Annotated in this window: 16 protein-coding genes and 1 tRNA gene; 9 read left to right on the top strand and 8 right to left on the bottom strand. The window is 62.6% G+C overall.

Annotated elements, in window-relative coordinates; all coding sequences use genetic code 11:
- Positions 1-3: 3 nt before the first annotated feature.
- A complete protein-coding gene (locus tag VGN72_17895) occupies positions 4-1,530 on the bottom strand; it encodes an FtsX-like permease family protein (GenBank protein ID HEV7301242.1) in 1,527 nt (508 codons plus the stop codon).
- Positions 1,531-1,587: 57 nt separating this feature from the next.
- The gene (gene lysS, locus VGN72_17890; GenBank protein HEV7301241.1) at positions 1,588-3,087 is read right to left on the bottom strand and encodes a lysine--tRNA ligase; all 1,500 of its coding nucleotides are present in this window, start codon (positions 3,085-3,087) and stop codon (positions 1,588-1,590) included.
- A 179-nt stretch (positions 3,088-3,266) separates the two neighbouring features.
- Between lysS and VGN72_17885 the strand changes: the two genes are divergently transcribed.
- Positions 3,267-4,523, top strand: coding sequence for a DUF1570 domain-containing protein (locus VGN72_17885; protein ID HEV7301240.1), 1,257 nt, complete (start codon positions 3,267-3,269; stop codon positions 4,521-4,523).
- A gap of 311 nt (positions 4,524-4,834) precedes the next feature.
- Positions 4,835-5,305 carry a 2-amino-4-hydroxy-6-hydroxymethyldihydropteridine diphosphokinase gene (gene folK, locus VGN72_17880; protein HEV7301239.1) on the top strand — a complete coding sequence of 157 codons (471 nt, stop codon included), beginning with the start codon at positions 4,835-4,837 and terminating at the stop codon, positions 5,303-5,305.
- A 165-nt stretch (positions 5,306-5,470) separates the two neighbouring features.
- On the opposite strand, the gene ychF is transcribed toward folK, so the two are convergent.
- Both ychF and VGN72_17870 read right to left on the bottom strand, forming a co-directional pair.
- Complete coding sequence (gene ychF / locus VGN72_17875; protein ID HEV7301238.1) at positions 5,471-6,565, bottom strand: redox-regulated ATPase YchF; 1,095 nt, start codon at positions 6,563-6,565, stop codon at positions 5,471-5,473.
- 283 nt (positions 6,566-6,848) lie between these two features.
- A complete protein-coding gene (locus VGN72_17870; protein ID HEV7301237.1) occupies positions 6,849-7,772 on the bottom strand; it encodes an NAD-dependent epimerase/dehydratase family protein in 924 nt (307 codons plus the stop codon).
- Between the two features lie 695 nt (positions 7,773-8,467).
- Here VGN72_17870 and VGN72_17865 point away from each other — a divergent pair.
- From VGN72_17865 to VGN72_17850, 4 genes are all read left to right on the top strand, one after another.
- A complete protein-coding gene (locus tag VGN72_17865; GenBank protein ID HEV7301236.1) occupies positions 8,468-9,037 on the top strand; it encodes a PilZ domain-containing protein in 570 nt (189 codons plus the stop codon).
- A 228-nt stretch (positions 9,038-9,265) separates the two neighbouring features.
- Positions 9,266-10,315: a DUF481 domain-containing protein gene (locus tag VGN72_17860; protein ID HEV7301235.1), complete on the top strand. Its 1,050-nt coding sequence runs from the start codon at positions 9,266-9,268 to the stop codon at positions 10,313-10,315.
- 532 nt (positions 10,316-10,847) lie between these two features.
- On the top strand, positions 10,848-13,022 hold the full coding sequence (locus VGN72_17855) for a glutamine synthetase III (protein ID HEV7301234.1): 2,175 nt from the start codon (positions 10,848-10,850) through the stop codon (positions 13,020-13,022).
- Positions 13,023-13,763: 741 nt separating this feature from the next.
- The gene (locus tag VGN72_17850; protein HEV7301233.1) at positions 13,764-14,963 is read left to right on the top strand and encodes an anthranilate synthase component I family protein; all 1,200 of its coding nucleotides are present in this window, start codon (positions 13,764-13,766) and stop codon (positions 14,961-14,963) included.
- Positions 14,964-15,086: 123 nt separating this feature from the next.
- Here the strand turns inward: VGN72_17850 and VGN72_17845 are convergent, their stop codons facing one another.
- Both VGN72_17845 and VGN72_17840 read right to left on the bottom strand, forming a co-directional pair.
- Complete coding sequence (locus VGN72_17845) at positions 15,087-15,554, bottom strand: hypothetical protein (GenBank protein HEV7301232.1); 468 nt, start codon at positions 15,552-15,554, stop codon at positions 15,087-15,089.
- A 238-nt stretch (positions 15,555-15,792) separates the two neighbouring features.
- A tRNA-Met gene (locus VGN72_17840) sits at positions 15,793-15,865 on the bottom strand.
- Between VGN72_17840 and VGN72_17835 the strand changes: the two genes are divergently transcribed.
- The gene (locus VGN72_17835) at positions 15,830-16,090 is read left to right on the top strand and encodes a hypothetical protein (protein ID HEV7301231.1); all 261 of its coding nucleotides are present in this window, start codon (positions 15,830-15,832) and stop codon (positions 16,088-16,090) included. The two genes, VGN72_17840 and VGN72_17835, sit on opposite strands and share 36 nt — an antisense overlap.
- Positions 16,091-16,113: 23 nt before the next feature.
- Here the strand turns inward: VGN72_17835 and VGN72_17830 are convergent, their stop codons facing one another.
- Both VGN72_17830 and VGN72_17825 read right to left on the bottom strand, forming a co-directional pair.
- Complete coding sequence (locus VGN72_17830; protein ID HEV7301230.1) at positions 16,114-17,646, bottom strand: ammonium transporter; 1,533 nt, start codon at positions 17,644-17,646, stop codon at positions 16,114-16,116.
- A gap of 417 nt (positions 17,647-18,063) precedes the next feature.
- Positions 18,064-19,518 (bottom strand): ammonium transporter, encoded by a 1,455-nt coding sequence (locus tag VGN72_17825; GenBank protein HEV7301229.1) that lies wholly within the window; start codon positions 19,516-19,518, stop codon positions 18,064-18,066.
- Positions 19,519-20,046: 528 nt separating this feature from the next.
- Between VGN72_17825 and lepA the strand changes: the two genes are divergently transcribed.
- Positions 20,047-21,834, top strand: coding sequence for a translation elongation factor 4 (lepA, locus tag VGN72_17820; protein ID HEV7301228.1), 1,788 nt, complete (start codon positions 20,047-20,049; stop codon positions 21,832-21,834).
- A gap of 77 nt (positions 21,835-21,911) precedes the next feature.
- On the top strand, positions 21,912-22,460 hold the full coding sequence (locus VGN72_17815) for a Uma2 family endonuclease (GenBank protein HEV7301227.1): 549 nt from the start codon (positions 21,912-21,914) through the stop codon (positions 22,458-22,460).
- Positions 22,461-22,462 lie beyond the last annotated feature (2 nt).

Genomic DNA, 22,462 nt, shown 5'->3' with positions numbered 1-22,462 from the left:
TCGTTACTCCCACCGCAGCGCTTCGACCGGGTTCAACCGCGCCGCCCGAATGGCCGGTAAAAGCGCCCCCACAACCGACGACGCGATCGCCACCGCGATGATCCACGCAGCCTCGGTCATGTCCATCGTGTTGGGGATCGAATCGAACATGTACACCTCCGGGTTCCAGATCACCAGCCCGAAGTGGCCGAGCCAGGTGTGGATCTCGTTGATATAGGTGACGATGAGGTACCCCAACCCCAGTCCCAGCAGGCTGCCGACAATGCCGATGGCCAAGCCGTAGCCCAGGAAGATCATCGCGACGCCCGTGCTGGTGGCGCCGACGGATTTCACGATGCCGATGTCGCGCGTCTTCTCGACCACGATCATGTAGAAGATGCAGAAGATCAGGAAGACCGCCACCAGGCTGATGAGGCCGAACAGGGTAGTGACGAGCGCCTTTTCGTTCTCGATCGCGCCCAGCGGCACGGCCTGGCTTTCGCGCCAGGTCATTACCTTCACGTTGGCCGGCCCACTGACCGCCAGCGCGTCGCGCGGCAGGCCCTGCACGTCCATCACCACGCCCTCGATCTCATCCCGCACGGCCTGCAGGTCCGCACCAGGCTTGATGCGCACGTTAATCTCGTGCGCCCTCGCCGGCTCGATCCCCTTCTCGCCCGTCTCGCGATCGGTGTAGGTTTGCTGCCCCATGCCGAGGTCCTGCTGCAGCACCTCGAACGGCACGTAGACGGTCGACGAGTCGTACTGCCACAGCTTCGTACGGCTGTCGTCGACGATCCAATAATTCCGCCCGACCGTGCCCGTGTTTTCGATGCGATTGCTCGCACTGATCCGCGGCATCGTCATCGTCACCGGCAGGCGATACAGAAACTCCTCACGGCCGATGATCTTGCCCTGCTTGTCCTTGCGAATGTCCAGCACGCCCGACCCGGCGATCATGCCCGTCCACGATGCGGGATCGTTGCGGTACGTGCCGTCGGGTCGCTTCGGCGCATTCGGAAATCGCTCGAGATACGCCTCGGCCGGCAATGGAAGCGCGAACGACGGGCTCTTCCGCAACTCCTCCGCCTTGCGGCGCAGTTCCGCCCGCTGGGCGTCCGTCAGATCGTTCGTTTTGTCGTCGGCCTCTTCGATGTACTGCCCGTACTGCAGGTAGAGCGATTCGGGGAAATTGTTCACCCGGCCGACCTTGTCGATCGGGTAGCCAATCACCTGCACGCCGGGCGATTGCTGGTCGTCAATATTGATGACGGCGAACGTCCGCACGACCGGTATGGCCGCCGCGACGCCCGGCAGTTTTTCGACGCCTTCGAGGATCTGTTCGTACTTGGCGAACCCACGCAACTGCGTCCCCTGCACGATCACGTCGCCGCTGAGCCCGCGGAAGCTTTGCTCGAACATGCGCAGCCAGCCCCCCATGACGCTGATGACGACCAGCACCATCACCACGCACATCATGACGGCCGCCAGGGAAACCCAGGCGATGCGGCGTTTGATCAGGTACTTTTGGATGAGGAGGAGTTTGTACATGGAACCCGATCAAGCATCGAATGAAACAGTCGCCTGTGATACGCGATACCGAAAGGCCTATCCCTGCGGTCGCATGAGCGGGAACAGGATCACATCGCGGATGCTTTCCGAACCGGTCAGCATCATCACCAAGCGATCGATGCCAAGCCCAATTCCTCCCGCCGGTGGCATGCCGTAGCGGAGGGCGGTCAGGAAGTCTTCGTCGACCTTCTGCTGCTCGTCCTTATCACCCACCTGGTGGGCGAAATGTTTCGCCTGAACGTCGGGATCATTCAGTTCCGTGTAGCCGGGGGAGATTTCCTGGCCGTTGATCGCCAGTTCGTACACGTCGGCGAAGAACGGGTCGTCCTTGTTCTCGCGGGCGAGGGGGATGATGACCGAAGGCACGTGGGTGACGTAAGTCGGATCGATCAGCGTGGGCTCAATCAGCTTCTCGTAAACCTCAGTCAATTGCTCTGCAGGTTCGCCGTTGAGCTTTAGATCCTTCCCCGGGTTGGCCGATCGAAGCTTCTCGATTTGATCGGCCGGCATTTTCTCCTTGCCGAACTTCCACCCCGTCCGCTCCTCCACCAAATCCACCATCCGCACCCTTCGCCACGGCCGCTGAAGATTGATCGTCTTCGTCACCTCCCCCGCGGCGTTCTTATGCTCGATCTTCAGCGTCCCGAACACCGTCTCGGCGATGTGGCAGATCATGCCTTCGACGAGGTCGGCCATCGTTTCCCAGTTGCCGTAGGCTTCGTACGCCTCCAGCATGGTGAACTCGGGGTTGTGCCGTGGGCTGATGCCTTCATTGCGGAAGTTGCGGTTGATCTCGAAGACCTTGCTGAACCCGCCGACCAGCAGGCGCTTCAGGTAGAGTTCAGGGGCGATGCGCAGGAACAGCGGCATGTCGAGCGCGTTGTGGTGCGTCTCGAACGGTCGCGCTGCAGCACCGCCATGCATGGGTTGGAGCATGGGGGTTTCGACTTCGATGAAGCCGCGCTCGCGCAAGTAGTTGCGGACCTCATCGACGATGCGGATGCGCAGCCGCATCGTGCGCATCACGTCGGGATTGCTCCACAAATCGACGTACCGCTGGCGGTAGCGCTGCTCGATATCGGTCAGGCCTTCATGCTTGGCCGGGGGTGGCAGCAGTGACTTGCTGGCCATCGCCAACTTCGTCGCCCAGATCGTCGCTTCGCCGGTCTTGGTGGTGCCGAGCGAGCCCTCAACAGTCACTTGGTCGCCAAGGTCGAGCAGTTCGCGTACGCCCCAGGCGGTCTCATCCAGCCGTCTGGCGTCGAGCGCGACCTGAAGGTCGCCACTGTCGTCGCGAAGGGTGAGGAAGCTGAGCTTCTTGCCAAAGTCGCGCTTCAGCACGATGCGTCCTGCCGCCTTCACGACCGGTCCACCGTCCTGCCCCAGTTCCGGGTTGAAAAGCGACCGGATGGCCGCCAATGATTGAATGCCCGGCGTGGCGGCGCCGTAGGGGTCGACGCCCAGGTCGCGCAGCTTCTGCAGCTTTCCGCGGCGTTCCTGTTCGTACTCGTTGATCGTCGTCGTCTCGTTGCTCATATTGTCCAAGGTCGAAAGTTCGGTGATGATAGTGCGGGCGGTGGAAAGTTAAAACCGAACGAACCGTCCAATCCCACCTCGCGCGTGCGTAAGGAGTAGGTCGAATGCGTATCCAACGGCTTGCCCTTCATGCACCTGCCGATCACTCGCCGAGGAGATGGAACCGCCAAGCACGCCAAGTGAAGACGAAGACGGGTACTGATTTGTCTCTTGGCGGCCTTAGCGGTTCAACTCGTTTTGGCGTCATTGCCTTTGCGCTGCTGGCGTTGGTCACCACGGCTCAGTCGCTCGCGGCCGACCTGAAGGTCATCAATACCAAGCATTACACGCTGCACACCGATGTCGAGCCCGCGCTGGCGAAGGACTTGGCGACGCGGCTGGACGCCATGTACGACGAGTACGACCGCCGGCTCGCCGACTTTCAGACGACCGCCGACGATTCGAAGAGCTTCGAGGTGTACGTCTTCAACGAGCGTGTGGACTACATGAAGTTCACCGGCAACCGCCTGGCCAACACGGGCGGCGTCTTTATGCCGGACAAGAACCAGCTCGTCGCCTTCCTCGAAGGCCAGGGCCGGGATGGTCTTCGGCGAACCCTCCAGCACGAGGCGTTTCACCAGTTCGCGTATCGGTCCATCAGCCGTGATTTACCGCCGTGGTTGAACGAGGGGCTGGCGCAGTTGTTTGAGGAGGGAGTTTGGACGGGGCGGTCGTTCCTGTTGAACCAGGTGCCCCCCCGCCGAACGCGGCAGTTGGAGCAGGACATCAAGGCCAAGCGGTTGATCGCGTTCGACAAGTTTTTGCCGATCACGCTCGACCAGTGGAACCAAACGCTCAACGCCGACGCCGAGCGCGGTGCCGCGCAGTACAACCAAGCCTGGGCAATGGTCTACTTCCTCGTCAACGCCGGCACCGAGAACGGCGGCAAGGCCAAGTACCGCGACCGCCTGCTGACCATGCTGCGCAAGACCAACACCGGCATGGCCGGCGATCAGGCGTTCGCCGAGGCGTTCTCGGACAACATCAAAGGCTTTCAAGACCGCTTCGTCGAATACGTGAGATCGCTAAAGCCCACGCAGGCCGCGACGATGCTGGAACGTCAGAACGTGCTCGCCGACCTGCTGAAGGGCCTGACCGAGGACGGCCAGCGCTTTGCCGACGTGAACGCATTTAAGGCCAAGGCCTTGGGTGGCGGCTATCAACTCAGCTATTCGATGGGCAACATTCGCTGGCAGACCGACCCGAACGTGATGGTCTACTTCTCCGGCATGGACGGCAAGCCGTTCGACCGCAACCAACTGTTCTTCGACCCACGCTCCGGCGCCCCACTGCCCGACCTCGTCTGCCGGCCCGGTGGCAAGACGCAGATCCGCACGCGGTTCTACCGATCGGGAAAGTCGATTGAACACGAGGTGCTGGTGGAGACGGTGCGGTAGTGTTCAATCTCGTGTCCTACGACTTCCGAGGCGATGGCTGAAGCTAGCAGACGCATGTCATCCCGAGGGTGTTTGTTAGTCTGGTCCCCTCTCCCGGTACTCCGGGAGAGGGTTAGGGTGAGGGTGATTTCGAACCGCTGAAGTCTCTCGAAAGAACAAAAGGCACCCACACCTAGCCTCTCCCGAAGCATGCGGGAGAGGTGCCAGAGCGTCCTTGAAAAACGGTGCCCAAGGCGGGTAACCGGGTCGCTAAAGAAATCAGTCCGGCGATCATGAATTGGGGTCGCGTGCAGAACGGAAACAAACGAATCGTGGCGTACGTCGCACTGGGCGCGAACTTGGGGGACCGCGCCGCCAACCTGCGTCTCGCGATCGACGCAATGCGCGCATCGAAAGACGTTGTCGTCCATCGTGTCAGTCATAACTACGAGACGCCGGCCGTCGGTGGGCCACCCGATTCGCCCCCGTTTCTAAACGCCGCGGCCGAGGTTGAAACGACGTTGTCTGCGCAGGGGTTGCTGGAAATACTGCTGGAGATCGAGCGGCAGATGGGCCGTGTCCGCCGCGAGCGATGGGGACCGCGCGTGATCGACCTCGACCTGCTGCTGTACGGCGACGAAGTCTCCGACGCCGCCGACCTCATCCTGCCCCACCCGCGCCTGCACGAACGCCGATTCGTGCTCGAACCACTGGCCGAGATCGCGCCGAATGCCATCCACCCGTTACTCGGCAAATCGATGCGGACCCTGCTGAACGACGTGGTGACCCCGCAGCCGACCTAGGCCATCTCTCGCGAGGTGAATTCAATCAAAACAACCGCCGAGACGCGGAGGACGCGGAGACAGAGGGAGGAAGACATTCGCATTGTCTTCTCCATCTTTCTCCGCGTCCTCTGCGTCTCCGCGGTTAGTCCCTCTTCCGAGGCATGGACTGGAACGCCGATCGCCCTACGCGCTCGTCAGGAAGTGCGTGATGTCGCCGTCCTTCATCACGTAGCCCTTGCCCTCGGCCCGCAGCTTGCCGGCGGCCTTGATGGCCTGCTCGGTCTTGTACTGCTGCAGGTCGGCCAGCGTGTAGATTTCCGCGCGGATGAACGCCTTTTCGAAGTCGCTGTGAATGACGCCCGCGGCCTGTGGGGCGGTGGCGCCGATCGGAATTTCCCAGGCGCGAATTTCCTTCGGCCCGGCCGTGAAATAGCTCTGGCGACCCAGCAACCGATACGCCTCGCGGCCAAGGGTGGCCAGCGCCGGTTCCTTCATGTCCAAACTGGCGAGCATCTCCTTGCGGTCTTCCGGGGCCAGTTCCGACAGTTCCGCTTCCAGCTTGCCGCACACCGGCACGACGACGCCGTTCTCTTCTTTGGCGCGATCTCGCACCTTCTGCACGAGCGGCCCGGCGCCGTGGATGTCGTCCTCGGCCACGTTGGCGACGTACAGCACCTTCTTGGCGGTGATCAGCCCCAACCCGCGAATCAGCACGCGTTCCTCCGGCGTCCAGTCGAGCGAGCGGACGGGCTTGCCGTCGTTCAGGTGGACTTTGGCCTTCTTCAGAATCTCGACGCGGGCGATCGAGTCCTTGTCACCGGTGCGGGCGGTGCGCTCCGCCCGGTCGAGCGAGGAGGTAACCGTCTCCAGGTCGGCCAAGGCCAGTTCGGTGTCGATGGTGTCGATGTCGCGGATCGGGTCGACGCTACCCTCGACGTGCAGGATGTCGCCGCTCTCGAAACAGCGGACGACGTGCAGGATCGCGTCGACCTCGCGGATGTGCGACAGGAACTTGTTGCCGAGCCCTTCACCGCTGCTGGCGCCGCGCACGATGCCGGCAATGTCGACGATGCGGACGGCGGCGGGGATGATCTTCTCGCTCTTGATGAACTGCTGGATGACGTCCAGCCGATCATCCGGCACCGCCACCACACCGACGTTCGGCTCGATGGTCGCAAACGGGTAATTCGCCGCCAGCGCCCCCGCGGCGGTTAGCGCGTTGAACAGCGTGCTCTTGCCGACGTTGGGCAGACCGACGATACCGACTTCCAAAGCCATCGAAACCCTTTCCGTTGCCAATGCCGCTCGCCTGCGATCGGTCGCAGCGCGAGGGGGCGGTAGTATACAGATCGTGCGCGAGAATGCAGCGAGGCTGAATCGATGGCGCAGCTCTGTGCTGTAAGACTAGCGGACAAAGGTTCATGTCATCCCGAAGGGAGCGGTAGCGACCGGAGGGATCTCGATCAACTGAAGGTGTAGGACATGGGAGATCCCTCGCGTCGCTACCGCTCCCCTCGGGATGACAGGTTGGGCATTTCGCAGAGGCTTCGTCCGACAGTCGTCAGCCCACCATCTGCCCGGATGCGTGGTAGGCGTCGATGCCCTTCGCCAGGTCGAACGCCGGCTCGTACTTCAGGTCGGCGCGGGCGTGGGTCAGGTCGGCTTCGGTCCAGTCCTGCGTGAAGGTATACGGATTCTTGAAGTAGTCCGGCTGCAGGTCGGTCTTCAGCACGCGGTTCAGTTCAGCGACCACCGCGTTGAACGTCCACGACCGACCGGCGCCGACGTTGTAGACACCGCTACGCGCCGCCTTGGCGGCCAGCAGGTTGGCGGTGGTGACGTCGTCGATGTAGACGAAGTCGCGCTTCTGCTCGCCAAACTCAAAAATACGCGGCCGTTTGCCGGCGGTCATCTGCGTGGCGAGTTGGCGGATCATGCTGGCGAGCTTGCCCTTGTGCTGCTCGCCCGGCCCGTAGGCGTTGGTGTAACGCAGGCCGACGATCGGGTGCGCCAGCCGCGGGGCGTAGCGGGCCGCAAGGCGTTCCATGGTCAGCTTGCTGAAGGCATAACTGTTGAGCGGATCGGGCGGTTGCGACTCGCGCATCGGCACCGGCCCCCGGCCGTAAATGCTGCAACTGCTCGCCCACACCACCCGGCTACCGGTCGCGGCGGCCCAGTCCAGCAATTTGCGAAAGGTCTCGACGTTGTTTCGCATCATCCGGTGGACGTCGGAATAATCCTCCCCCTTGGCCCCCACCACGCCGGTGATGCTGGCTTGGTGGAAGATGACGTCGACCGGGCCCAGGTCGATCATGGACTGGACGTCGTCATGATCCTTCAGCGTCAGGACATCACCGGGGAAATCGACGAGGTTGTGAAAGTCGGCCGACAGGAACGAATCGGCCGCGATGACGTCATGCCCGTCCTTCGCCAGCCGTTTCGCCAAGTTTGACCCAATGAACCCCGCCGCTCCGGTGACCAACACGCGCACGAAACCTCCAAGATAGAACCAGCCGCGATTCTAAAGGGAAGTGATCCGAATGAAAAAGCCCTCAAACGTGCCGCACCTGACGCACCAAGTGCGACATCCATGTCACGCTGTCGCAGGACGTGAAAACCCATCTTCCCAAGCAAACTCAAGCACATTTTATCCGTAACGCGATCCGGTCACGGCACTTACGTCATGATCACAAGAAATTTTCGTACCCTTCCGAATTGCGGCACGACTTTCGTTCTAGGTCTATCATCTTGCAGCACACACCTGCGAGCCACAACTTAGCCCATTCTTCCCCCCGATGAGAAGGGTTCCTCTCCTCCCACAATTTGAGGAGCCCTTCGTCAGCCCCATTCGAAGCCGTCCTTGCCCGGGACGGCTTTTTTTATGCGCTGATTTTTGGTCATCGAACGCTGATGCCACATTCCCGATTGCCGCAGAACACATCGGATTCACCGTGGAGACGCGGAGGACGCGGAGACAGGAGAAGTGATGCATTCCCCTTGCCATTCTTCTCCCTCTGCCTCCGCGCTCTCTGGTCTCCGCGGTTAAATTGGTCTGCGAATGAGTGACCGGAGACCTTCAGGCCCGGATGATCGCCGGGGGCTGCACTGATTTAACGCATATTACGGGGCTTTCGAATGAATCGGCGGGGTCGCTTTGCCGAAGAAAGCGGTGGAGGCCCGATGAACCGTCAGGATGTTGCAGACTTCTCAGATCGTGCCACGCCCCGTACCGCGGCACGGGGACCGGCCGTCACCTCGGGCCCCAGCTATCGGCGGTCGAACCGCACGCCGGCGCACAGCAGGTTGGCGATCTATCCCCGCCAGCGCGGTGGTCGAATCGATCGCCAAGTTGCCCGGTTGAGTGACTACTCGGAACACGGCATCGGCCTCGTCAGTGGTGAACCGGTCGAACCGGGCACGCGCTTCGCCGTCCGGCTGGTTCGACCCGATGGCTCGAAGCTCGCGCTGGCGTTCGAGGTCGTTCACTGCCGCCCCGCCGGGCCCGGGCGGTTTCAAGTAGGAGCGAAACTGCCCGAACGCGCCACGCCGCAACGGCGAGCGAATTTTCAGACGTCCATCACCGGCAAGACCGTCAGCGGCTGGGAACGCGTGCTCGACGTGCGGGCCGAAGAGGACCGCCTTTGGATCAACATGCACCCACCCGACCGCGAAAGCGGCTGGGGCATGTTCATCGATCGCTCGGAACTCGAAGCCGCACTGCTGCCACCCCCCATCGAACGGGCGGCGTAAGTCACGAAGTAGGTCCCGAAGCCGCACGTTTCCATAGGCGCGACGCTGTCGTCGTCCCTACGGCTGCGCCTCGCGCCCGGTTAACCCGCGCGCGTTTCGTTTTCCATCTCGTCTGGCCACCCCACCACACGCCGCAGCCTTACGTATTTACCGCACATCCTGCACATCCGGAAAAAATGAATCTTCCAGCGAAAAAGGGAGCCCAATTCGACCGATGACAGAAGTGACATGAGCAAAGCTGTACCGATCATCCGTGCCGTATCGATTCTCGGGTTCATGCTGGCCTTAGGCCATGCCGGCCAGGCCCGCGCCGACGAAATCCTGTTGACCAATGGCGACCGCCTCACCGGCAAGGTAGTGAGCGCCGGTGGCGGGAAGCTGAAGATTGCCACCGCGATGGCGGGTGAGGTCACGGTCGACATGGCCAACGTGCGCTCGTTCAGCACCGATGAGCCGATCGAGCTGCATCTGACCGATGGCACGATCCTGAAGCAGCGCGTCGAGGCCGCCGACGACGCCGGTAGCGCCGTCCGCACGACCGACGGCGTGCTCGGACCGCAAACGTTGCCGCTGGCGTCGATCAACCAGATCAACCCCCCGCCACCCCCACCGGTAAAGTGGACGGGTAGCGTGCGGGCGGCCGCGGCGTTCTCGCGCGGGAACAGCTTTACCGACGCCTTCTCGCTGGAGGCAGACGCCGTCCGGCGGTCCGAGCGCGTCCGCAGGACCCTCGGCGCCGCCTATGCCTACGGCCGGGAACGCATCGAAAGCACCGGTGAGAAGAACACGACCGAGGACGAATGGTTCGCCTACGGTAAGTACGACTACTACCTCAGCAAAAAGGTCTACCTCTACGGCCTGGGCAAGGTGGAACAGGACCGCGCCGCCGACCTGCTGGTGCGGGTGTCGCCGAGCGTCGGTGTCGGTTACCAGTGGATCGAAAGCCCGACGTTCAACATCCACACGGAAGCCGGCTTCGGCTGGCAGTACGAACGCTACGAGAACGGCGAGACCGAAGGCCAGTACATCGCCCGATTCGCCTACCACATCGACCGCAAGTTCTGGACGCGATACTCGATCTTCCACGACATGGAAGTTCTGCCCAGCCTCGAGGACATCGAAAGCTTCAACGTCAACACCAACGCGGGCTTACGCGTCGCGCTCACGCAGAAGCTCTTCACCGAATTCAAGGTCGTCTGGGAGTACGATTCCACCCCCGCTCCCAACGCCAGCAAGCACGACGTCGATTACCTGCTGAGCGTGGGGTACAGTTTTTGATTTAGGTAATGCGTTTCCGTCTGGCCCCTATCCCATGTACCCATCGGTGCGGTTAGGTGTGCGCGATTTGGAATGACCAATGCCCAAATCCGAATGACCAATGAAGTTCCAATGTCCAAGCACCAATGATTCTTCCGGACTTGGTCATTGGTGCTTGGACATTCATTGATCATTCTGGTTTGGTCATTGAGGCTTCCCCCGCTGTTCCAAGTCGCGTTCAACTTGATCAAAAACTACCCCTCATCCACCACTCTCCTACTTATCGACATCCGCTCATATATTCAGCAACCGCCCCATAACCACACGGTCGCCGCCTATTTTGCGCGCAGGAAAGGCGTGAAAAACCCGCTCTGCGCACGTTGCACGCCTTTTGCTTGGAACAATCCAGCGGAAGAGTGATACCCCAGCGGCGAGTTCTTGACGGACCCCGCTACCGTAGACAGAATATCGCCCCGCACACTTGGCTCTTCCCCTACGGGCAAACAGGGGCAGGCCAGGACAACACCCTTTCCTCGTTTCAGGAGCCAGACGTATGTCCACCGTTCGCCAAGAGGCGGTCCGAAGCATTGCAACGGCTAAGCACACGCTGAACCGCGTCGATTTTCGCAAGATCCACGTGAAGGAGCTGTTCGGCTCCAACGTGTTCAACGAGGAAGTGCAGCGTCAACGTCTGCCCAAGCCCATCTTTAAGGCCCTGCAGAAGACGATCCGGCACGGCGCCCCGCTCGATCCCAACATCGCCGACGCCGTCGCGTCGGCCATGAAGGACTGGGCGCTGGAGAAGGGCGCGACCCACTACACCCACCTGTTCCAGCCGATGACCGGCATCACCGCCGAGAAGCACGACAGCTTCCTGGCACCCGATGGCGTCGGTGGCGCGGTGGCCGAGTTCAGTGGCAAGGAACTGATCAAGGGCGAGCCCGACGCGTCGTCGTTCCCCTCGGGTGGCCTGCGCGCCACCTTCGAGGCCCGCGGCTATACCGCGTGGGACCCGACCAGCCCGGCCTACATCGTCGAGAACCCCAACGGCTCGACGCTGGTCATCCCGACCGCGTTCCTGAGCTGGACGGGTGAGGCGCTGGACAAGAAGACCCCGCTGCTGAAGTCGATGGACGCGCTGTCGACCCAGGCGCTGCGCGTGCTGAAGCTGTTCGGTAAGGACGCCGGCCGCGTGATCACGACCGTGGGCCCGGAACAGGAATACTTCCTGATCGACAAGGCCTTCTACTACGCCCGCCCCGACCTGATCGCCTGTGGCCGCACACTGTTCGGCGCGCAGCCCCCGAAGGGCCAGGAACTGGAAGACCAGTACTTCGGCACGATCCCCGAGCGCGTGCTCGCGTACATGGCCGAGGTGGAAGCCGAGCTGTTCAAGCTGGGCGTGCCCGTGAAGACGCGTCACAACGAGGTGGCCCCCAGCCAGTACGAGATCGCCCCGATCTTCGAGAACAGCAACCTTGCGACCGACCACCAGAACCTGACGCAGGAAGTGCTGCGTAAGACGGCCGACAAGTACAGCCTGGTCTGCCTGCTGCACGAGAAGCCGTTCGCCGGCATCAACGGTAGCGGCAAGCACAACAACTGGTCGATGAGCACCGAGACCGAGAACCTGCTCGAACCGGGCAACACGCCCCACGAGAACGCGCAGTTCCTGGTCTTCACCGCCGCCGTCATTCGCGCCGTCGCCCGCCACAGCAAGATCCTTCGCCTGGCGATCGCGTCGGCCCACAACGATCACCGTCTGGGCGCCAACGAGGCCCCGCCGGCGATCATCTCGATCTTCCTCGGCGATCAGCTGAACGACGTGATCGAGCAGATCGAAAAGGGTGGCGCCAAGAGCAGCCGCCAGGGTGGCATGTTCCAGACGGGCGTCAGCGTCCTGCCGCAGTTGCCCAAGGAGGCCGGCGACCGCAACCGCACGTCACCGTTCGCCTTCACGGGCAACAAGTTCGAGTTCCGCGCCGTCGGCAGCTCGGCCAACATCGCCGGCGCCAACACGGTGCTGAACACGATCGTCGCCGAGTCGCTCGACTACGTCGCGACGGATCTGGAAAAGGCGACCAAGGGTGGTAAGAGCCTGACCGAGGCCATCCAGGCCCTGCTGCCGGGCATTATCAAGGAGAACAAGAAGGTCATCTTCAACGGCAACGGGTACGGTGAGGAATGGCACGCCGAGGCCGAGAAGCGCGGCCTGCCGAACCTGAAGAACACCGTCGACGTGCTGCCGACGATCGTGGAGCCCGACACGATCGCGCTGTTCACGAAGTACAACGTCTACACCGAGCGCGAGCTGCAGAGCCGGTTCAACATCCTGTCGGAAGCGTACGTGAAGGCGCTGACGATCGAGGGCAAGACCGCTCTGCTGATGGCCAAGACGATGATCCTGCCGGCCGCCCTTCGCTACCAGAAGGAAGTCGGCGAGAGCATCGCCGCCGTGAAGGCCGCCGGTGTCACCAGTGCTGCCGGCACCGAGACGTTCAGCACGCTGGTCAACACGATCAACGAGCTGACCGACGGCATCAAGAAGCTCGAGAAGGCCGTCAACCACCACGTGGAAGGCGAGCCCTACGACCACGCGAAGCACGCCCGCGAGCACGTCTTCACCGCGCTCGGCACGGTGCGTGAGGCGGGCGACAAGCTCGAGGCCATCGTCGCCGACGACCTCTGGCCGTTGCCGACCTACCGCGAGATGCTCTTCATCCGCTAACGCGGCCCGCTGAAGCGCGGACATCGCACCATTGAAGACGGCCCCGGACGACCTCGTCCGGGGCCGTCTTCGTTTCCCCAGCCCTCGTTGTTGCCGACCTCGCGGGCAAAACCATCCCCCCGCCCCTGCACCTCTTCTGTAGGACAGGCATTCCTGCCTGTCTCTCCCCCCGTCCGCCTCTCCCCCCGTATTCTGCCTCTCTTCTGTGGCACAGGCATTCCTGCCTGTGTCTCTTCTGCTTTCTGTCTGCTGTCTTCTGTCTTTGGTGAGTGCGGACATTCTTGTCTGCCAAGCGGCGCTCACCGATCCACGAAAGCACAAAGGAGGACCCGAAGAATTCCGAAAAGCGTTGCGCCAGCACCCTCTCTTCCGCGCAGCGCCAGCGTAGAGATGGATAGTGTGCTCTTTGACAATCGAATATGTGACGCGGCGGACATGGCCGGACCTCATCGTCATCACCCGATGGTGCACAATGGTGCAAAATGGTGCACCGATTCGTGTCTTGCCTTACCCAAACCGCCGCCAAAAGTTGAGATCGCGCTGTTCGTTGCATCCTCCTTCGTGTCCTGCTTCGCGCCTTCGCGACTTCGCGTCTCTCCTGCGTTCATGACAGCGCAACACAAAAGGGAGAGAGAGATTGGCACGAATGCCTGTCCTACAAAAGCGGCGAGACGTAACCGAGGGGATGACTCCGCCGTCCCCCGTTTCATCCCGCGACTTCATTCCTACAATGCAGCAGCCATGACATCGCCACGCATCAATCTTGCCACGTCTGCAGCGAACGAGACCTTTGCCAACCGCTGGCCGACCGGGTTTCTGCAACCACGAATCGCACTGCGCTGTGAGGCGGACGGGACCGTCACCGCAACGGCTGGGACGAGCGTCTTCAAGCGGTGGAGCGAACCCCTGGAAGCGCTGGACTGGATGTCGACGCAGTTCCCGTTCAAGGGGGGCCGCTGGGTCGGGCATCTCAGCTACGACCTTGGCCGCTGGTTCGAGCGCTTGCCCGCCCCGCCGCGGGATGACCTGAACGTGCCGCTGTTCCACTTCCACTACTGCGTACCGTTGCTGGACCGCAGCAACTTCGCCGAGCCACGGCACCCGACGAGCGACGCGCCGTTGCGTGGACACTTCTCACGCCCCGCCTACGAGGCCGCCGTCCAACGCGCGATCGACTACATCGCTGCCGGCGACGTGTTCCAGGTGAACCTGTCCCAGCGCTTCACCGTCGGCGTGCCCGACCAACCGGCCGACGTCTACTACCGCTTGAGCCGGGAAACCCCCGCGCTCTTCGGCGGGCTGTTGAACTACGACGATTACGCGATCATCAGCAACTCCCCCGAACTGCTGCTCCGCGTAACCGCTGGCCGGCACGTCACGACGCGCCCGATCAAGGGCACGCGCCCTGCGACCGACGGAATGGAAGAGGCCCTTCGCGACAGCGCCAAGGACGCCGCCGAGCTGAACATGATCGTCGACCTGGAGCGCAACGACCTCGGCCGGGTCTGCGAGATCGGTTCGGTGCGCGTGACCGAGCCCCGCCGCATCGAGCGCCATCCCACCGTGCTGCACGGCGTGGCGACCATCGAGGGCCAGCTCCGCAACGACGTCTCGTTCGTTCAACTGCTGCGCGCCACCTTCCCCGGCGGCAGCGTCACCGGCGCGCCCAAGGTGCGTGCGATGGAGATCATCGACGAACTGGAACCCGTCCGCCGCGGCCCCTACTGCGGCGCGATCGGCTACCTGAACGCCGACGGATCGATGGAGTTCAACGTCGCCATCCGCACGATGGTGCTAAAGGACGGCCTCGCCCACGTCTCCGTCGGCGGCGGCATCGTCGCCGACTCCAACCCGGCCGAGGAATACGATGAGACGATCGTGAAGGCCAAAGCGATGTTCGCCGCGCTGGGCGTGGGCGATGCTTCGATGTTAGTTATATGAAGGGAAAGCCGAAGGCGCGAGAATTTGAGAGAAACGGGGCAACATGAATCGCGGCGTCATCTCCTTCGCCGCTTCCTTCGCGCCATCGCGTCTTCGCGTTCTCTTCCCGACGCAGAAAAGGCTCTACATCGAAGCCGCGTACTGCGCGATGTAGTTCGGCACCGGGTAATGCTTCATCAGGAAGTCGCGCAACTGCTCGCGTTCGGCGATCAGGAAGTAGACCGGTTCGTCCAGCTTCTTGCCCGAGAAGTTCACGGCCCGCACGAGGTTCTCGGCGCTGGTGGCCATGTGCAGGTCGTTGTTCTTGCGGTGCAACGGCAGCGTGTGGAACTGCCAGGCCTGCCGGCGGTTCAGCATGCGCAGGGCCTCGGTCTCAACTTGCTGATCCTGCAGGTCGACCACGCCGACCGTACGCACGTACTGCTCGACCCAGGCATCTTCGACGGCCCGCGGATCGACGCCGAAGAGGCGCTCGGCCAAGTCGCCGAACGGACGGTGCGACTGCTTCTGAATCACGAGAATGTGATCCACCTGCTTGCGCGTCAGCACGCCCTGCTCGATCAGCAATTGTCCGATTTGAATCCCTGGCATCGACGGCTCCTAACAGTATGACGACCTGTTAGCACTATCGGCAGGAACCGGACACAGGTTAGGCACGAGCTTCCCTGATTATCGGGCGCAACTCGGGGTCCATAGATGCAGTGACCATTGGAGCTGATCTTTATGAGCCTCGGGTGTGAGCCCACGATCGACGTGGCATGAACCCCCGGCTCGTGAAAGTCGGAAACGAAAATGGGCACTGGTTCTAAAACCAGTGCCCATCAGGAAATAGCAGCGACCGGATTCGAACCGGTGACCCAGGGCTTATGAATCCCTTGCTCTACCAACTGAGCTACGCTGCTGTGCAGGCAGGAAAGATACCAATTGTACGCGGGTTGACAAGGCTCGTCACGCGCGATGTGGAAAGTGCAGGCCTGCGTGTCGCGGTCGATACCCGCATTCCAGGCGGACTGGAACGGTCTGGTTTCGATAACGGCTTAGCAACGCAGACGGCGACTTCGTGGCAAGGACGCCAGAAAACATCGAAGCGAAAGGGGCAGCGCGAGCGTGCCGCGCTGCCCCAGTGATACCCATTGCGATTTCCGAATGTCTACCGATGAGCACTGGAACCACGCGCGTCGGGGTAGCCCTCGGCGCCGGCCATGTTGGAGCCCATGGGTTCGGTGAGGTTGTAGCCGGACTCGCCATGGACGGCGATGTCCAAACCATCGAACTCGTCCTCCTCCGAGACGCGCAGGCCGACGGTCATCTTGATGATCTGCGCCAGGATCAGGCTGCCGACGAACGCGAAGGCCGCGCAGACCACGACGGCCACGACCTGCTTGGTCACCTGTTCGAGGCCACCCATGACCGGGCGGATCGCGAAGACACCGACGAGCACGGCCCCCAGCGCCCCACCGATGCCGTGGACGCCGAATGCGTCGAGCGAGTCGTCATACTTGAACACGTTCTTCAGCCGACACCCGAAGTAGCAGACGCCCCCACCCAGGCCGCCGATGATCAGCGAATGCCATGGCAGCACGTGACCGGCGCAAGGCGTGATGACGACTAGCCCCGCGACCATGCCGCTGGCGAAGCCGAGGATCGTCGGTTTTCCACCGTGCGCCCACTCGACGAACATCCACGCCGTCGCGGCGGCCGCGGCGGCGATCTGGGTGTTGGTGAAGGCCAGCGCCGCAATCGCGCCGGCGACGGGCAGTTCCTCACCCGGCAACGCGATCGCCGAGCCGGCGTTGAAGCCGAACCAGCCGAACCACAGCAGGCCCGCACCGATCAACGTCAATCCCAAGCTGTGCGGCGGCATCGGGATGCGCCCGTAACCCGTGCGCGGCCCCAACACGAGGCAGACCGCCAAGCCACTCACACCACCCAACACGTGAACGACCGTGCCACCCGCGAAGTCGAGCGCGCCGTACTGGTACAGCCAGCCGTTCACGTTCCACACCCAGTGGGCCACCGGCAGGTAGATGAACGTGCTCCAGAGCACCATGAACAGCACGAACGGGCCAAATCGCACCCGCTCGGCCAGCGCCCCAACAATGATCGCTGGCGTGATGATCGCGAACTTCCCTTGGAACATCACGAACGCCAGTTCGGGGATGTGGGTCGTGACCGCCCCGGTGGTGTTGCCGCTATAGACCGATCGCTTGAAGTCGGAGAACGCCTGCAGGAAGAGCAGGCTTCTGTCCCACCCCAACAGGCTCCAGGGCGTGCCGCCCTCGTTCTCGATCGAAATCAGCGATTGGCTGCCGAACGCGATCGCGTAGCCGTAGATCGTCCAGGTGATGCCGATGACGCCGATCGCGACCATGCAGCAGAGGAACATGTTCAGCACGTTCTTGGCGCGCACCATCCCGCCGTAGAACAGCGCCAGGCCAGGCACCATCAGCAGAACGAACGCGCTGGAGACGAGCATCCACGCGGTCGAACCGGTGTCGACACCGCGAATGATCCTATCGGCCGATTCGATCGCAGGGGCTTCGACGACGGTAGCCTCGGCGATCGGAGCGACCTGCGGGGCCACCTCCTGAGCGCTAACCAGTCCGCAGAACACCGTGACGCACAAAACCATCGCAGCGGCGGTCAACGTGGACCGGCGGCGCCTCCAGAACTCACTCTGCATGCTCGCTCCCTGATTCGAATCTGCCGCTCCTCCGCCGGGCACGGTACATCCGCTAAGCCCGAATCGGTGGACGCCAAGCCCGCTCTAACCAACGCGCATGGCCACGGCACGACCGGCTCGCTCGCCCGATCGCGGCGGCAGGCTAGCAAAAGAGGCATGCGAGGGGAACTATCCGCCAGCATATCGACAGGCGAACGAAACTTCGGAGGCAGCCGACATCACGTTTAGCCGCAGGCTTGCCTGCGATCTCCTGTGTGTCCCCTTGCGGGCGAGCCCGCGGCTGAACGTTCGGCTTTGCGTGCGGGGCGACACACAACTCGGGAGAGCACACAAAACGAAACAAGCCACGCGTCCTTCGACGCGTGGCTCGTCTTCAAACTTGCGATCCTGCAACCCCACCCTTAGGGTCGCAAAGGCTTAGGCCGTCACCGCCCGGCGGGTGCCGGCCGTGGTGCTGCTGTCGCCCATACCGTCGATCGTGGGGGTGGCGAAGTTGGGATAGGCTTCCATCCCGTGCTCGCCGATGTCCAGACCTTCGATCTCTTCCGCTTCGCTCACACGCAGGCCCATGACGGCCTTGATAATGCCGAAGAAGACGAAGCTGAAGGCCACAGTGGCGATGCCGTAGGCAGCCACACCGATCAGCTGGCTGATGAGCTGCTGTACGCTGGCCAGCTCACCGAAGATGCCGACCGCCAGCGTGCCCCAGATGCCGCACACAAGGTGGACGGACAGGGCGCCGACCGGATCGTCGATGCGGATCTTGTCGAAGAACAGGACCGCGAAGACCACCAAGATGCCGGCGACCAGACCGATGATGATCGCAATCCCCGGAGTCATCTTGTCAGCACCTGCGGTGATACCGACGAGGCCTGCCAACGCGCCGTTCATCGCCATCGAGAAGTCGGGCTTGCCCAGGACCAGCTGCGACGTGAACAGCGCGGCCAGCGTACCAGCGGCGCCGGCGAGGGTCGTCGTAACGAGCACGAGCGATACCAGACCCGGATCGGCGCTCAGCACCGAACCGCCGTTGAAGCCGAACCAACCGAGGAACAGCATGAACACGCCGGCGGCCACCAGCGGCATGTTGTGGCCGGGGATCGGATTGGTCGAACCGTCGGCGTTGTACTTACCGAGACGGGGCCCAAGGAGGATGATGCCGACCAGCGCGGCCCAGCCACCCACCGAGTGCACCAGCGTCGAACCGGCAAAGTCATAGAACGGGGTGGCCATGTCATGCAGCCAGCCATAGCCCCACTTCCACGCGCCCATGAGCGGATAGGCGAACGCGGTGAACAATGTCGAGAAGATCAGGAACGGGTAGAGCTTGATGCGCTCGGCGACCGCACCCGAAACGATTGTGCAGGCAGTAGCGCAGAACATCGCCTGGAACAGGAAGTCGGTCCAGTACGTGTAGCCGACGTTGTAGCCGCTGGTGACGCCCGCCGCATCCGTGGCAATGCCCGGCGAGAACGCGCCGATCCAGTTGCTGACCGTCCAGCCCTCATCGCCCGGGTACATCAGGTTGAAGCCGATCGCGTAGTACGTGATCACGCCGATCATCGGGATCGCGGCGTTCTTCGTCAGGATGTTGACGGTGTTCTTCGCCCGGCACAAGCCGGTTTCCAGCGTGGCGAAGCCCAGGTGCATCAGGAAGACCAGCCCGGTACAGACCATCATCCACACGTTGTTGACGCGAAACATCTCGTCCGACGTCGCCGGCGCTTCAACCGCGGCTTCCACCACCGCCGCCACTTCGGCGGCGGCCGGGGGAGGCGTCATGGTGTCCTGCGCCATGCAGACGGCAGGCACCACCACGGCCATTGCGAGAACGGCAGGCAAGGCCCACCGACGGAGTAACTGGTTCGACATAGACGGTTTTCCCTGTTCGCGCATCCTGCGCCCTTAAGTTGATGTGCGTCCGCCGGTCCATCGGCGGTCGCGTGGTCGTTCGTTTCCTACTACTGCCCGGTCCCACCCGCTCGGTCACCGCACGCTGGAACGAACGCTTCCGCCCAGCCACCGGCAACACGAGCTCGATCGTGTGATCTGCGCTCGAAGGCCAGCCGGCTCGCACACGTCCGGAACGTGCGCCTCGATCTGGCTTCGACCGCTCGGGGTACATATCAAAACAAATGCCAAGCATGTTTTGATGCCCGCAGACCCCGCCCCTGCTCCAGAATCCCGGTTTTCTTGGAACCGGTGGGCCTTCAGGTCACCCGCCGGTGTTACGGCAACGCGCGCACTTAGTAAGCAGCGTCATGGGTAGCTTCAGCCGCGTGCGCAGAGAACGCGCAGCTGTGCATCGGCGGCAGATTGGGAGGCATCCGGATTTGTTCAACGGCATGCGGGCGAATAAGATTGACCCCCTTACGTAGTCGTTCGCGCCCACAGGACCTTATGCAGATTCGCAACTTTTCGATTATTGCTCACATTGACCACGGCAAGTCCACGCTGTCCGACCGCCTGCTGATGCGCGCCGGCGCCATCACCGAACGCGAGTTCAAGGAACAGATCCTCGACGACATGGACCTCGAGCGCGAGCGCGGCATCACGATCAAGGCGTCGGCCGTCACGGTGTTCCATGAACACAACGGCGAGAAGTACATGCTGAACTTCATCGACACGCCCGGTCACGTCGACTTCCACTACGAGGTGCAGAAGGCACTTCAGGCGTGCGAGGGCGCGATCCTCGTGGTCGACAGCACCCAAGGCGTGCAGGCGCAAACCGTCGCTAACGCCTATGCCGCCGTCGAGGTGGGGCTGGAAATCATCCCGGTCATCAACAAGATCGACCTGCCCGGCGCCGACGCGACACGCGTCGCTGAGGAAATCGAGCAGGTGCTCGGATTCCCCGCTGAAGACGCGATCCTCGTCTCGGCCAAGACGGGCCAGGGCATCGACGACCTGATCGGCAAGCTCTGTGAGCAATTGCCGCCCCCCACCGGCAACCCCGACGCGCCACTGCGCGCCCTGATCTTCGACAGCATCTACGACGACTACCGCGGCGTGATCGTTTACGTGCGCGTGGTCGACGGCAAGTTGACGAAGGGCCAGAAGATCAAGCTGATGGGGACCGATCGCGAGTACTTCGTGACCGACGTCGGCAAGCTCGTTCCCCGCCCGGCGCGCGTGCCCGGCATCGGCACGGGTGAGGTGGGCTTCATCGTCGCCGCCATCAAGGACCTGCACGACGTTCGCATCGGCGACACCGTTACCGACGCCCTTGCGCCGGCCCCCGAAGCGCTGCCCGGTTACAAGCCGATCCAGCAGATGGTCTACTGCGACTTCTACCCCGGCGGCAAGACGCAATACGATGAACTGCGCGACGCGATGGACCGATTGCAGCTGAACGACTCGTCGTTCACCTTCGAGCCCGAAAGCAGCGATGCGCTCGGCTTCGGTTTCCGCTGTGGCTTCCTGGGTTTGCTGCACATGGAGATCATCCAGGAGCGGCTGGAGCGCGAGTTCAACATTGAGGTCATCCAGACGGCCCCCACGGTTACCTATGAGATCCTGCAGACCGACGGCGCCACGATCAAGATCGACAGCCCCAGCGAGCTGCCCAACCCCACCGTGGTCGCCGAGATTCGCGAGCCGTTCATTCAGATGAACCTGATTCTGCCGGCCGAAAGCGTCGGCCTGATGATGACGCTCTGCGAGGACCGCCGCGGCGTGTACCAGAAGACGGAGTACATCGGCGCATCCCGCGTCATCCTCGTCTACGAGATGCCGCTGGCCGAGGTGATCTTCGACTTCTACGACCGCCTGAAGAGCGGCACCAAGGGCTACGGCACGATGGACTACGACGTCATCGGCTTCCGCCAGGGCGACCTCGTGAAGATGGACATCCTCGTCAACGGCGACCGCGTCGACGCGCTCTCCGTCATCGTCCACCGCAACCAGGCCGAAAAGCGTGGCCGCAACCTGCTGGTGCGCCTGAAGGAGGAAATCGACAAGCATTTGTTCGAGATTCCCCTGCAGGCCGCGATCGGTGGCAAGATCATCGCGCGCGAGACGATCAAGTCCGTCGGCAAAAACGTCACCGCCAAGTGCTACGGCGGCGACGTCAGCCGTAAGCGCAAGCTGCTGGAGAAGCAAAAGGAAGGCAAGAAGCGCATGAAGCGCGTCGGCAGTGTCGACATCCCGCAGGAGGCGTTCATGGCCATTCTGGAGAGTGGGGATTAGCCCTCGACCCAGTCCGACTACGCCGGTGCCAGGCGCAATGGATTCCGGCAGATATTTGGGGATGGTATACTTCCGTCATGCCCTCCATCGCGACCCAGATCGTGACCGCCCGCGAGTTGTGGAAGAATCCGCCGCCGGGACGGTGTGAGCTGATTCGGGGAGAGATCGTCATGATGGCACCGTCGGGGTTCGATCACGGGGCGACGATCATCAACCTGTCGTTCTTGTTGGCGGCGCACGTTAAGAAGCACAAACTTGGGGTAGTGGTTGGGGCCGAGACCGGTTTCATCGTCGCGCGCGATCCGGACACGGTTCGCGGGGCGGACATTGCCTTTGTACGGGCGGATCGGCTGCTAGGACCACGGCCGAAATCGTTTTGGATCGGCGCTCCGGACCTCGCGGTCGAAGTGTTGTCCCCCGATGATCGGCCCGGGGAAGTGGCGCGCAAGGTGGACGATTACCTGGCGGCCGGCGCGTTGTTGGTGTGGGTCGTCAGTCCGAAGCGCAAGAGCATTACTGTTCACCAACCAATGGCCGAGCCGCGCACGCTGCGGTCGACCGACACGCTCGATGGCGGCATCGTGCTGAGCGGGTTCCGCTGCAAGGTGGCGCAGGCGTTCGAGTGATG

Source organism: Tepidisphaeraceae bacterium (genome assembly GCA_035998445.1).
Taxonomy (GTDB): Bacteria; Planctomycetota; Phycisphaerae; order Tepidisphaerales; family Tepidisphaeraceae; genus DASYHQ01.
Note: the sequence above shows the minus strand (reverse complement) of the source record. Positions and strands in the feature narration are given on the sequence as shown.